This is a genomic window from Olleya sp. R77988, from assembly GCF_044594215.1.
Classification (GTDB): domain Bacteria; phylum Bacteroidota; class Bacteroidia; order Flavobacteriales; family Flavobacteriaceae; genus Olleya.
Genome location: NZ_CP138988.1, coordinates 2,759,861 through 2,773,486 on the forward strand (window position 1 = coordinate 2,759,861; position 13,626 = coordinate 2,773,486).

13 protein-coding genes and 1 pseudogene are annotated in these 13,626 nt (G+C 31.6%); 5 read left to right on the plus strand and 9 right to left on the minus strand.

Going from position 1 to position 13,626, the window contains the following annotated elements:
- Positions 1-49 precede the first annotated feature (49 nt).
- The 3 genes and pseudogenes from menD to SJY17_RS12500 form a co-directional block, all read right to left on the minus strand.
- Positions 50-1,798: pseudogene (gene menD, locus SJY17_RS12490) on the minus strand (2-succinyl-5-enolpyruvyl-6-hydroxy-3-cyclohexene-1-carboxylate synthase).
- Between the two features lie 42 nt (positions 1,799-1,840).
- Positions 1,841-2,953, minus strand: a complete 1,113-nt coding sequence (locus tag SJY17_RS12495) for a chorismate-binding protein (protein ID WP_397362896.1) — start codon at positions 2,951-2,953, stop codon at positions 1,841-1,843.
- Entirely contained in the window at positions 2,954-3,382 is a 429-nt protein-coding gene (locus SJY17_RS12500; RefSeq protein WP_397362897.1) for a PaaI family thioesterase, read from the minus strand.
- Positions 3,383-3,427: 45 nt separating this feature from the next.
- Between SJY17_RS12500 and SJY17_RS12505 the strand changes: the two genes are divergently transcribed.
- A complete protein-coding gene (locus SJY17_RS12505; RefSeq protein ID WP_397364880.1) occupies positions 3,428-4,003 on the plus strand; it encodes a GNAT family N-acetyltransferase in 576 nt (191 codons plus the stop codon).
- A gap of 133 nt (positions 4,004-4,136) precedes the next feature.
- Here SJY17_RS12505 and SJY17_RS12510 read toward each other — a convergent pair whose 3' ends face one another.
- From SJY17_RS12510 to lon, 6 genes are all read right to left on the minus strand, one after another.
- Positions 4,137-4,973, minus strand: a complete 837-nt coding sequence (locus tag SJY17_RS12510) for a DUF4886 domain-containing protein (protein WP_397362898.1) — start codon at positions 4,971-4,973, stop codon at positions 4,137-4,139.
- Between the two features lie 97 nt (positions 4,974-5,070).
- The gene (gene porQ / locus SJY17_RS12515) at positions 5,071-6,093 is read right to left on the minus strand and encodes a type IX secretion system protein PorQ (protein WP_397362899.1); all 1,023 of its coding nucleotides are present in this window, start codon (positions 6,091-6,093) and stop codon (positions 5,071-5,073) included.
- A gap of 89 nt (positions 6,094-6,182) precedes the next feature.
- Positions 6,183-6,878 (minus strand): LysM peptidoglycan-binding domain-containing protein, encoded by a 696-nt coding sequence (locus SJY17_RS12520; RefSeq protein WP_397362900.1) that lies wholly within the window; start codon positions 6,876-6,878, stop codon positions 6,183-6,185.
- The gene (locus SJY17_RS12525; protein ID WP_397362901.1) at positions 6,853-7,317 is read right to left on the minus strand and encodes a LysM peptidoglycan-binding domain-containing protein; all 465 of its coding nucleotides are present in this window, start codon (positions 7,315-7,317) and stop codon (positions 6,853-6,855) included. The genes SJY17_RS12520 and SJY17_RS12525 overlap by 26 nt, the downstream gene beginning before the upstream one ends.
- Positions 7,318-7,364: 47 nt before the next feature.
- Entirely contained in the window at positions 7,365-7,859 is a 495-nt protein-coding gene (locus SJY17_RS12530; RefSeq protein ID WP_397362902.1) for a LysM peptidoglycan-binding domain-containing protein, read from the minus strand.
- Between the two features lie 39 nt (positions 7,860-7,898).
- Complete coding sequence (gene lon / locus SJY17_RS12535) at positions 7,899-10,346, minus strand: endopeptidase La (RefSeq protein WP_397362903.1); 2,448 nt, start codon at positions 10,344-10,346, stop codon at positions 7,899-7,901.
- A 238-nt stretch (positions 10,347-10,584) separates the two neighbouring features.
- On the opposite strand from lon, the gene SJY17_RS12540 reads away from it, so the two are divergent.
- From SJY17_RS12540 to SJY17_RS12555, 4 genes are read left to right on the plus strand one after another with little or no spacing between them, the layout of a single operon-like run.
- A complete protein-coding gene (locus SJY17_RS12540; RefSeq protein WP_397362904.1) occupies positions 10,585-11,139 on the plus strand; it encodes an RNA polymerase sigma factor in 555 nt (184 codons plus the stop codon).
- A gap of 5 nt (positions 11,140-11,144) precedes the next feature.
- Positions 11,145-11,696 (plus strand): hypothetical protein, encoded by a 552-nt coding sequence (locus SJY17_RS12545; RefSeq protein WP_397362905.1) that lies wholly within the window; start codon positions 11,145-11,147, stop codon positions 11,694-11,696.
- A complete protein-coding gene (locus tag SJY17_RS12550; protein ID WP_397362906.1) occupies positions 11,680-12,762 on the plus strand; it encodes a hypothetical protein in 1,083 nt (360 codons plus the stop codon). Before SJY17_RS12545 ends, SJY17_RS12550 begins: the two co-directional genes overlap by 17 nt.
- Positions 12,763-12,786: 24 nt before the next feature.
- Positions 12,787-13,572 carry a head GIN domain-containing protein gene (locus SJY17_RS12555; protein WP_397362907.1) on the plus strand — a complete coding sequence of 262 codons (786 nt, stop codon included), beginning with the start codon at positions 12,787-12,789 and terminating at the stop codon, positions 13,570-13,572.
- Positions 13,573-13,626: the final 54 nt, after the last annotated feature.

Sequence of the window (13,626 nt, forward strand, 5' to 3'; positions counted from 1 at the left end):
AAAAAAATATTCAATGATTTACGACTAACGTCCATTTTTTTCGATGAAACTATTTTATGCTTTGAAAATAATCCAATAAAATAGTATCATTATCTGTTGAAGGTGTAAATATCTCCAATAATTTTGGAGTTTCAGAAGCGTTAAAGAATGTATTTAACGCTACCTCCAATTCATTTTCTGTTGAAGCTTTAACATATTCAAATCCATACATTTTTGATAGTTGCAGAGCAGATAACTGATGTTTAGTTTCGAAAAAATAATCAAAATTATCAGTGTTTTTATGTCCTGGAAGTATTCTAAAAATTCCTCCTCCTTCATTATTTACAACTATTATTCTGAAGTTTTTAGGTATATAATTATTCCACAAAGCATTACTATCGTAAAAAAAACTTAAATCTCCTGTAATACATGTGGTTGGCTTTGGATTTGTTAAAGCTGCACCTATTGCTGTACTTGTGCTACCATCAATACCACTTGTTCCTCTATTACAAAACACTTCTATTGTTGTATTTAGGTCAAATAATTGTGTGTATCTAATTGCAGAACTATTACCAACTTGCAATTGCGAATGATTTGGAATGTTTTTTAACACTATTTCAAATACTTTAAAATCTGAAAACGGAATCTTTGCCAAATATTGGCTATGTTTTTCTCGTCTTACTTGCATTTGTTGACTCCAAAACGGATTGTAATTACTAGTTGCATTTTTAGTTAATGGTAAAAACTAAGTAAAAAACTGGTTTATATTTTGCTTAAACACTTTGTTTAAGACAAAAAAGGTATCGTTTGCTCCATTTTCTGCAATATGCCAATGGTGTTTTGGTTTATGAGTTCTTAAAAATTTCTTTATTTTTTTAGACACTACTAATCCTCCAAAAGTCAATAGTAATTCAGGTTGTAAGGCTTTTAATTCTTGATTTGTTAATGCACCTATTAATTTATCTATACTTGGGCAGAAATTGTCATGATGCAAATTTGATGTGGTTTCAGTCAATACTAAAACACTATCGTCTTCTGCTAAATGGTTTAAAAACCGTTGTTCTACACTATTTGGTGGCAATACGCCAACCAATATTAGCTTTTGTTTGGAACGGTTCCAAGTTTCCACGAAAGCGCTATAATCCTCAGTTATGGTTTCTTTTTTAATATCAATAACTTGTGGGTTTACAGATAACTTGTCGACAATATCATATAATGGTTCATCAAACGGAATATTAACATGGACTGGTCCTTGGCTACTAATTGCAGTATTTATAGCTGTATTAATCTCTATTTCGTTTTTTTGCTGAATGCTTTGTTGTAAGCCTAAATATTTTTCAATCTTGTTTTCAATACTTCTCATTATTGGCAAGTCTTCCGCGAAAGCGTTATCCAAATCTGGATTTAAATCTTGCTTTAAATTAGCAGAATAATGACAATGGTTTTTATAAACATCCTCTTGATTTATAGTTTGTCCATCTCCAATACCTACCAAATATTTTGGTCTATCTGCACTTAAAACCACTAACGGAATATGACTGTAAAAGGCTTCTGCAACTGCTGGATAATAATTTAACAACGCACTACCAGAAGTACAAACCACAGCTACTGGATGCTTGATTTGTTGTGCAATACCTAGTGCGAAAAATGCAGCACAACGCTCGTCAACAATACTGTAACATTTAAAAAAAGGATCATGAGTAAACCCAATAGTTAAAGGTGCATTACGGCTTCCTGGAGACAATACAATATGTTGAATATTCTTGGCTTTACAAAGCTGAATTACGGTTTGTGCTAACGGAATTTTTGGGTGTTTAATCATTAGTGTAAAAATACAAAACCAATATCCTAAATAAAACGATTACAATAAGTTTTTAACCGTCTTGGATTTTGCAACGGTTTCTTCCCATTCTAATTCTGGATCAGAATCTTTGGTAATACCACCTCCAACATAGATTAATGCTTGATTATCTTTAATTTGAAGACAACGTAGATTGACAAATAAATGCGATACATTTTTAACAGATGCGTAAGCATTGTTCTCTACATTTCTGCGATTGGTGTTTCTAGTTTTGGATTGTTTTAGGTTAAGCTCTCCAAAAAAACCTGTATAAAACTCACGATTGTAGGCTTCATTATCTAATATAAATCTAAAGGTTACATCCTTTGGTAATCCACAGACTGCTGGTGTTGGATGCAATTTTTGTATTATAACACGTAATCCATTTTCTGGATTTAAGACTCCAGAAATTTTAGAACGTAAATGCAATATATTTCCTGCTTTTACAGTTTCAGGCTTTCCAACAGTTAAACTACTAACTGATGATTGTAAACTACCAACTATAAAGTTAGTAACTAATTGTTGTTCTTCAATTTCTTTAGATTGCCATATTACCTCAGCATTGTCATTAAAGGGTTGCGTACCTGCTAAAGACATGGTTTGCAAACGCTTGCCTTCAATTTTTAATAAGGTTTCTGGTGTTGCGCCTAACCACAAGCCTACTTTTGGATGATACCAACAATAGACCATTGCTGATTTATAATTAGATAGTAATTTTTTAAATAGATGAATCGCTTCGCTTTTATCAAATTGTTGGATTTCTACCCTAGACAATACTACCTTTTTAAAGCTTCCATCTTCAATTGATGTAATAGCTTTTTGGACTAGTTTGATGTGTTTTTCTTTTCCTGTAGATTCAATAGTTTTAGAAAACGACTCGTTTTTTAAATCTTCAATAGTGTCTTGACAAGAAATTGTTTCACACTTATTTAAAGGAAACAAAATAGCGTCTTCTTCTGCTATAAAAGACGAAAACACAAAACCACTTTCTGTAAAATCTTGCGTAAAAAACAAATCATCAGTATCCTGAAGTATAGCCTTAACCTCTATATTATTAGGTTTTCTGTAGGCTACAAAAGGAAGTTGCTTTAAAAACTGATCTGACAATTGATTAAAAAAAGCGTCATTTGTCATCTACTTTTTCTTTTTAGGTAAAGCAATAGTAGATAAACGACACACAGATATTAAATTATCATCTTCATCTGTTACTCTAATATCTAATAATTGTGTGGTACGTCCTTTATGTATAAAAGTTGCTTTAGCGTATATATAACCCGATTTTACGCTTTTTAAATGGTTAGCAGTAATCTCTAACCCTCTAATAATATTGTTTTCTGCATCTAAAAAAATATGAGATGCAAAACTACCAACACTTTCTGCTAAAGCTGCAGTTGCACCTCCATGCAACACACCATCAGGTTGGTGTACACGTGGTGTAACAGGCATTCTGGATACTAAAAAATCGTCGCCATAATCTACAGCTTCTATTTGTAAGGTTTCCATTAATGTGTTTTTACTTGCTTTATTTGCTATTTCTAATATTTGTGCTTTAGAATAGTTCATGTATCTTTAATTTTGAATGTAAAAATACAAAACAAAGCGCATACAATGACTGCACCAACTCTTGAAAACGATCGTGTTAAATTAATACCTTTAGACTTAAGTAATTACAAGCATATTGAAGCTATTGCTACGGAAAAAGATTTAATTTATTACTCGCCAAGTATTATTTCTAGTCCAGAGACATTAAAAACCTATGTCCAAACTGCTGTAGATGGATTGTACCACAACACTACTTTGCCTTTTATAATTTACGATAAGTTAGTACAAGCGTATGCTGGAAGTACACGTTTTGGGATAATTAACCACAAAAATAAAGTATTACATATTGGATGGACTTGGATTGGTCATGCTTTTCAAGGCACAGGATTAAATAAAAATATGAAGTTTTTAATGCTACAATACGCTTTTGAAAACTTAAACTTTGAAAAGGTTGAGTTTAGAATTGATGAACGTAACCAGAAATCTAGAAAAGCGGTTGAAAAACTTGGTGCAACATTAGAAGGCGTGTTACGAGAAGATACTGTTATGACCAATGGTTTTAGACGTAGTACGTGTTGTTATGGGATTTTGAAGCGTGAGTGGAAAAAGATAAAATTAGATGTTTTTGGGGATTTCGTTTAACGTGTTTGTATAAGATTAGTTGCGTGGTTTAAGCACCTAATTTAGCAAATACAAACCGAATAGAAAATCCGCGAGGATTTTCGTAAGTAGGCTTGCACTAGCAATTAATTTTATACGGTGTTACCTGTAGTTTTTATTTCGCTATTTTCTTTAATAATTCCGCTGTTTTGGGTTCAATTTCTCCATTGTATTTCAAGACAGTTGCTTTTTTGCTAGTCAGCATTTGATAGAAAACACAGGCATTTAAAAAAGAACCGTTCGCATTCGGATGACTATCATCATCGTATAGTTCAATTTCTGGGTATTCGGTCAGAATTTCATAGTATTTAGTTCCGTTATCCGATTTCTTAATTCCATTTTTTTCTGCAACTAAATCATAAGATTCATTAATTAGTTTAATTTCTTGTTCTAAATTTTCTATAACTGGCGAGCAATAATCAATATCTTCAATTGATTTGTCAATAGAATAACCAGAATAGCAATACTTTTTTGGATATTCTTTTTTTGAAGGCCAAGTATTAAATAATATAAATTCGCAATTAGGATTGTCTACTAAATCTTTGATATCTGAAACTGCTTTGTTTACTTTTATTTCTCTGTTTTTAGGAATGAGTACACTTACAGTTCCAGTTTGTAGAATAATAATGTCCCATTTTTTTTCTTTTAGCTTTATTTCCGTTTCTGTTATTTCACCATCTTCTTTTTTTCGAACACTAATTCCGTTTTCTGTTCTTGAGGTTACGATGTCAGATAAATGTCCAGATAAAGATTGCCCAGGATTGGTCATTTGGTCAATTTTTATATTCGGATTGGTTTCGTCCAACATTTTTTGAAGCGTTTGAGGCATATCGTAGAAATAGGTCAAACTGTTCCCGATGAACAATACATTCAGCTGCACAGATGATTGATTTTGTCGAGATTTACAACTGATAATTGTAAAGGCTAAAATGATTAGCAGAATGTTTTTCATAAATTACAGGTAACGTATAGATAAGGAGAGTTTTCAATTCTCTTTATCGAATGTTAAACGAAGTTAGCTGTTTTTTCTGACAAAGTCAAGTCAAATACTATTGCAAATCAATATGCAACCCAAAGAAATTTGCGTTACTTGCTGCAGTATATTTTGCATGTGTATAACTAAAGCGTAGCTTATTAATTTTAAGACCAAACCCTACAGATAGTCCTGAAAAATTACGTTGATCTACTATACGTAACTCTTCTGCACGTCTAAAGTTGTAACCTAATCTGATATTAAATCCTTTATCAGGAAACAGCTCTGCTCCTAAAATAGTATGACGCATAACATTACTTATAAAGCCAACTTCTTCTTGCGTCTGGTTACCTTCTAAATCTGTGGTTGCTCTTGCTGGATTAGTAGCAGCAATTGGCCACTGCTGCAAGTTTTCAAACGTTAGGTGCCAACGCAATGGTATATGCTCTAAAGTTTGCGATAGACCTAAAGTAATGTCTAAGGGTAAACTTTCGCGTTGTCCTGCGTATGTTGTTATTTGTGTCCCAAGATTACGGACTACTAATGCTGCTTGAAACTCTAAATCTTCATCAATATACATTAATCCTAAATCTGTAGCAATCCCTAAAGAGTTGTATTGCTCTAAACTAGATGTAATAAACTTTAAATTACTACCAAAATAAAAATCCGAATAGCCAATCTGTAAAGCATAACCAACAGATAATGCTGCTTCTGTACCTGTAAATGTTCCTGTTTGCACTCCGTTTTCGTCATAACCATCAAAATCTCCATAATTAATATAGGTCATTCCTGCATGTAAGGTTTGTGTGCGTCTGTCCCAAGTGTATGCGTATGCTGCAGTACCATATGAGATTCCGCCCAAATAGTTACTAAAATTTAGTGCCAACTGATTATCCATTTCTGCATTTATTGCAGAAGGATTATATAAGCCTTGTGTAACATCATAATCTATATTAGTTAAGACTTTACCACCTAAAGCCGCTTGACGTGGAGAGGATACTAAGTTTAAAAATTGATAGGTTGATTGTCCACCCAATTGCGCAACACAAAATGTGCTACTTAGCAATATTAAAAATGGGACAATTTGATTTTTAAACATAGTTTACAAAGTAAATAAATCTACAGTTAAACGCAGATATTGTAAATTTATTTTTCTACTCGATAATTGAGAATTGAATAATCTGAAATTTACTTTAATTTTAACTTTTGCCCAATTTGTAAATTATTGAATTTAACGTTATTCAGTTCTGTTAATTTTTTGACTGTTGTTTTATATTTTTTAGCCAAGTTATAAAGGTTGTCTCCTTTAACAATAGTATGATAATCGACACCTTCTGTAGCTTCTTTAGCTTCTGCTTTAGCGTCTTCTGAAGTATCTACTTCTACTTCTGCTTCCTCTTTTATTGGAGTTTTAGCAACGACTTCTTCTTGAATAACTTCTTCTTTTACAACTTCTTTTTTAGGTGTTGCAGACTTAACTTTATCTAGTTTTGCTTGTAAAACGTCCTCTTTTGCTTTAATTTCTTCTGTTTTTTCTACAACCTCAACTAAATCTTTAACGGTCTCCTTTTTTGTTTCTAATACTTTATCCTCAGGTTTAACTTCTTTTTTAACCGATTTCTTTTTAGCTAAAGCTAATTGTCTTTGTGCTTCTTCTAATTGTTTTCTTGCTGCTATAACTTCTGGAGATTCTTCTTCTACAACGACTTCTTTTACTTCTTCAACTTCTGTTGTAGTAGTTTCAGTAGTTGCTGTTGGTAATACCATTGGTCTAGAATAGGTGCTTTTTCTAGTTACTGCTTTTCTTGCTTCTGGACTTTCTGTTTTTGCTGGAGTTGTTACAGTTACAGGGACTGTATTAGCACTTGAAGGTGGTGGAGCCATAGTCAGATGGCGACTGTCCAGGACGTAATTTTGCAATAATAGTATCGTCTCCAGAATAACTTATTACTGGACTACTTGATGTTACTAAAACACGGTTAATTATTTTAATCTCTTGACCTAAACTAAGCTTATTAGATGTAAGTTTGTTATCTCTTTTTAATTGATCTATACTAAGATTATGCTTTTTAGCTATAGATGATAAAGTTTCTCCTTTTGAAACTTTATGTGTAGAAATGTCATTGTAAACAACACCACTTGCAGTAGTACGTAATTGTTCTGGGTCTGTTTTTGCATGCTCTAAATAAACATACTCGCCAGTTTTTGTTGACATATAAGCTTCTTTGTCTTCTATAACTATTGGAAGAAACTCTTCTTCTACTTCTTGTGCTAAACTTAAATTAGCAAAGCAAAACATCAAAATAAATAGTACTTTTTTCATTTTAATAAAAGGATTAATTATAACAAATATAAACTATTGTGTTTAACCTACTTTAAAGCTAAATTTTGACCTATAGAAATAATATTGCTTTCTAAATTATTTAAAGTCTTTATTGTGGCAACAGAAACACCTGTTTTTCTAGAAATTGCGTACAAGGTATCTCCTTTTTTGACTATCCAAGAATCACCATTTGAAACCTGAGAACTTGCATCATAACCTATTTTTAATGATTGCCCAATGCTTAAAGTATTGTCTTCAAGATTATTAACAGATTTGATTTGAGCCATACTTACACCATACTTTTTTGATATAGAGTATAATGTTTCTCCTCTGACTACTGTATGTGTGTTTACAATTTCTGAATTATTCTCTGACGTTGAATAGTTAGTAGTTGTGTTAGGTTTTCCGTTTGTATATCTAGTTTCGCCTGTTTTTGTATTTAGTATTGCTGGTTTACCATCTAAAACAATCTCTACTAAATGGTCTTGTGCAAATGCTACAAACGTGTTTAATAATAATGATAGTACAATTAGTTTTTTCATGAATGTCTTGATTTTTTATTTCCGCTTAAGCGAAACTTTTTATAATTTTTTTGCGTTTTTTACTTTCTGTTTTGTGATTGCGATATCGATAACCTCTAACATATCTGTTACATAATGAAACGTTAGTCCTTTTAAATATTCTGGTTTAATATCTTCTATATCTCTTCTATTATCTTCACAAAGTAAGATTTCTTTTATTTTTGCGCGTTTTGCAGCTAATATTTTTTCTTTTATTCCACCAACTGGTAAAACTTTCCCACGAAGTGTAATTTCTCCAGTCATGGCTAAACTTTTCTTTACTTTACGTTGCGTAAATAAAGAGACTAAAGAGGTTAACATCGTTACACCAGCACTTGGTCCATCTTTTGGTGTTGCACCTTCTGGAACGTGGATGTGTACGTTATAGTTTTCAAATACTTCTTGTTTTATATTAAGTTCTTCTGCATGTGCTTTAATAAACTCCATTGCAATTGTAGAAGACTCTTTCATTACCTTACCTAAGTTTCCTGTAATATTTAAAGATCCTTTACCTTTAGATAAAATTGATTCTATAAACAAAATATCGCCTCCTACTCTAGTCCAAGCTAATCCTGTAACTACTCCTGCAACATTATTGTTTTCGTATTTATCGCGTTCTAGCTTTGGTTCACCAAGTACATCTACAATAATAGCATCTGTAACTTTTACTTGATAGTCTTCTTCCATAGCAATGCTTTTTGCTGCATAACGCACCATTTTTGCTAATTGCTTTTCTAGTCCACGTACACCAGACTCACGCGTATAACCTTCCACAATTTTTTCTAATTGTGGTTTTGCAATTTTTAAATGTTTGTCTGTTAAACCATGCTCTTTTAATTGTTTAGGTAATAAATGACGTTTGGCTATTTCTACCTTTTCTTCAATAGTATAACCAGTAACGTTTATAATTTCCATTCTGTCTCTTAAAGCTGGCTGAATGGTATTTAAACTGTTAGAAGTAGCAATAAACATAACCTTAGATAGGTCATAACCCATTTCTAGGAAATTATCATGGAACTCAGCATTTTGTTCTGGATCTAATACTTCTAGTAATGCAGAAGATGGGTCTCCTTGATTAGAATTTGACAGTTTATCAATCTCGTCTAAAACAAATACTGGATTAGAGGTTCCTGCTTTTTTCAAGTTTTGAATGATACGTCCTGGCATTGCACCAATATAGGTTTTACGATGTCCACGTATTTCTGCTTCGTCACGTAAACCACCTAAGCTCATACGTACATACTCACGTCCTAAAGCTTCTGCAACAGATCTTCCTAAAGAAGTTTTTCCAACTCCTGGAGGACCATACAAACATAAAATTGGCGACTTCATATCGTTACGCAGTTTTAAAACTGCAAGATGCTCGATAATTCTTTTTTTAACATCGTCTAAACCATAGTGGTCACGATCTAATATTTTTTCGGCACGTTTTAAATCAAATTTATCCTTGCTAAACTCGTTCCAAGGTAAATCTAAAAATAAGTCTAAATAGTTACGTTGTATAGAATACTCGGCAACTTGAGGATTCATACGTGTCATTTTTGCTAATTCTTTGTCAAAATGCTTTCCAACTTTTTCGTCCCATTTTTTAGATTTAGCACGCTTCTTCATATCTTCAATCTCCTCTGCATTACCTCCTCCTAATTCTTCTTGGATGGTTTTTAATTGCTGATTTAAAAAATACTCACGTTGTTGCTGATTTAAATCGCTTTGCACTTTAGACTGAATGTCGTTTTTAAGTTCTAATTTCTGAAACTCAACATTCATAAAACGTAAGGTTTCTAAAGCACGATCTTTAAGATGATTCATTTCTAAAAGTGCTTGTTTTTCGTCTACATTTAAATTCATGTTAGACGAAACAAAATTGATTAAAAACGAATCACTCTCGATGTTTTTAATAGCAAAAGTAGCTTCTGTTGGAATGTTTGGACTATCCTTTATTATTTGTACAGCAAGCTCTTTAATAGATTCTATTATAGCTGCAAACTCTTTATTTTTAGCAGCAGGTTTTGCTTGAGGTACTTCTTTTACTGTTGCTTTTATATAAGGCTCTTCCGTTAAGACTTTATCAATTTCAAATCGTTTTTTACCTTGTATAATTACTGTTGTGTTACCATCAGGCATTTTTAAAACTTTTAAAATCCTAGCAACAGTACCAACTTGATGTAGGTCTTCTGCTTTTGGGTCTTCTACAGCTTCATCAATTTGAGAGACAACACCAACCACTTTTCCGCCTTTATTAGCATCATTAATTAATTTGATAGACTTATCTCGTCCTGCAGTAATTGGTATTACAACTCCTGGAAATAATACTGTATTACGTAATGATAATATTGGTAAAGATTCTGGTAATTCTTCCTTTGCTATTTTTTCTTCATCTTCAGGTGTCATTAACGGAATTAACTCTAAGTTTTCATCAAAATCCTGCAATGACAAACTGTCAAGTGATATAAAGTTAGATTTTTTCATATGCATATATAAGCCAAAATGTCACTTTATTAGTGGCATTTAAACTATTTGTTTTTTAATAATTATATTAAACTACTGCTATTGTATTGATATACTTGCTAATAACCATAAACAATAACTGTGTTTGACTATTAAAATTTCAATTAATGTGCCAATAATTAAATTAAACTATAACTTTTTTTAATGAAAGTGTAACAAAGTGTTTTAACTTTCCTCTTTATAATAAACAAACCATTTTTTGACACTAACCCATCAAAATATCGAGCAACTTGTTGCGCTTTGTCTATCAGGTAACCAATTGGCGCAATTGGAAATCTATAATAGATATTATAAAGCGATGTATAATACCTCGTTAAGAATTGTCAAGGATAGTTTTGAAGCCGAAGATATAATGCAAGATTCTTTTTTGACTGCATTTACTAAGTTGGATAAACTAAAACAAATAAGCACATTTAGTGCTTGGTTAAAACGTATTGTTATTAATAATAGCATACACGCTTTTAATAAAAACAAAAAAAAGGATGAAGTTGCTTTGGACGATGTGCTTTATAAAATTGAAGATCAACAAGGAATAGACACAACAACCGAATTTACTTCTGTTAAAGCAAAACAAATTTTAGACACTTTAAATGATTTAAAATCTAATTACAGAATTGCCTTAACCTTAAATTTAATTGAAGGTTATGATAATGAAGAAATTAGCGAAATAATGCAAATAAGTCATGCTAACTGTAGAACAACCATCTCTAGAGCTAAAGACAGTCTAAGAAAAAAATTAGAACAATTAAACTAATTGTTATGAAGGATAATATAGAAAAACTATTTAGTGATTTAGAAAACCAGTTTGATATACAAGCACCAAGTACTGGACATCAACAACGTTTTTTAGAAAAATTAAATAATGTTAAAAACGACACTAAAGTAGCTAGTACAAAAACTAGTTACTGGAAACCTTTATTAGGTATTGCTGCATCAATAGCGTTAATTTTAACTATTACGTTTAATGTAAAAGCAGAATCTAGTCATAAAGATTTAGCAAGCGTATCACCAGAATTAGCTGAAACTCAAAACTTTTTTTCAAATACTATTACTTATGAGTTAAATAAGTTAAACACAGAAAAAAGTCCAGAAACAGAAAAGCTGGTAAACGATGCCTTATTAAGATTAGAGCAATTAGAAAAAGAATACCAATCTTTAAAAATAAACTTAACAGAAAGTGGAGAAGACCAACGTGTTATTTACGCTATGATTACCAACTTTCAAAACAGAATAGACTTATTACAAAACACCCTTTTAAAAATAGAAGAGTTAAAAATATTAAAACAAAACAACTATGAAACAACTATATAAACTAGCTTTTTGCCTACTACTTCCGCTAATAGCATTTTCCAATACTGGAGATATGGATGGTAAGCATACCAAAAAGAAAACAATAACTAAAGCCTTTACAGTTAATTCAAATGCTACCTTAAAAATAGCTAATAAATATGGTAATTTAGATATCGTCACTTGGACTGGAAATACTATTGAATTTGAAATTACTATAACTACAAATGGTAATGATGCTGAAGAAGTACAAAAAAAATTAGATGATATTGATGTCGAGTTTTCAGCAACTTCAAGTTTAGTATCAGCCGAAACGATTATTGGGAAAAAGAAGAAAAACTCTTGGTGGAGTTGGTCTAATAATAACAATGTTAATATGAAAATAAATTATGTTGTTAAAATGCCAATAACTAACAATGTCAATTTAAATAATGATTACGGAAGTATCAATTTAGATACGCTTGAAGGTCATTGCGAAATTAATTGTGACTATGGTAAAATTACAACTAAAGAGTTATTGGGAGATAACACTAATCTTAATTTTGATTACTCTAATAATTGTTATTTTGAATATATTAAAAACGGAAAAATCAATGCAGATTATAGTGGCTTCACTGTAGCTAAGACTAAAACTTTAGGCATTATTGCGGATTACACAAAGTCGCTTGTAGAAATTGCAGAAAACATAGAGTATAATTGCGATTACGGAAGTTTAAGAGTCAACAAACTAAACAACATAAACGGAAATGGAGACTACCTTACAGTCGTGCTTGGTGACGTGTATAAAAACGTTAACATTAATGCTGATTATGGCTCAATTAAAATAGGTAAAATGACCAAAAATGCAGAGAACATAACGATAGACTCTGATTATGTTGGCACAAAAATTGGAATTGATCCTGAGTATGCTTTTGATTTTGAAATAGATTTAGAATATGGAAGTTTAAAAGGTGACAATAATTTTGAAATGGAAACAAAAAAAGTACAACATTCAGATAAATATTATTCTGGTTACCATTATAAAAAAAACTCAGGGAATTTAATTAAAATAAACTCAGAATACGGAAGCGTCACTTTTGAAGAAAAATAAGCTATTAATCTAAAACAAATCATCATGAACTTTTCAAAAAAAAATCACAAACACTTAAACAATAAGAATAGTGTTAGTAAAACACTTAAAAAAACTTTATTATTAGGATTAGCTCTTGTTGCTTTTACATCATGTAATGCACAATGGGGAAATGGGAAAACCATTAAAGGAAATGGAGAAGTAACTACTATAACTAGAAGCACATCAGATTACGACGCTATAAGATTAGCTGGTTGGATGGATTTTAAACTTATAGAAGGTACAGAAGGTAACATAACTATTAAAGGAGAAAGTAACCTTCTAGAATACATCTTAACAGATGTAGAATCTGGCGGATTAATTGTAAAAGCAAAAAATAACATTAATCTAAAACCAAGCGGAAGTAAGACTATAACAATCACTATTCCTTTTAAGGATATTGATAAAGTATCGCTTTCTGGTTCTGGAGATGTAACTTGTAACTCTACAATAGATTCTAATGATTTTGAAGCAAAAGTATCAGGTTCTGGAGATGTAACTTTAGATGTAAAAGCACAAAGTGTTGAAGCTAGTGTTACTGGATCTGGAGATTTAACTTTAACTGGAAACACTACTAACCTTGAAGCTAGTGTTACTGGATCTGGAGATTTTCATGGTACTAACCTTGAAGCAGATTATACAGAAGCTAAAGTGACTGGTTCTGGAGATGTAGAAGTTGTCGCAAAAAAGAAATTAAAAGCACGTGTCACTGGTTCTGGTGATATCGATTATAGTGGAAACCCTGAAAAAGTGGATACTAAAGTGACTGGTTCTGGAGATATTAGTGGTTAGAAAAATTTATTTAATAAAAAAAAGCCACTATTTTTTATAGTGGCTTTTTTTATA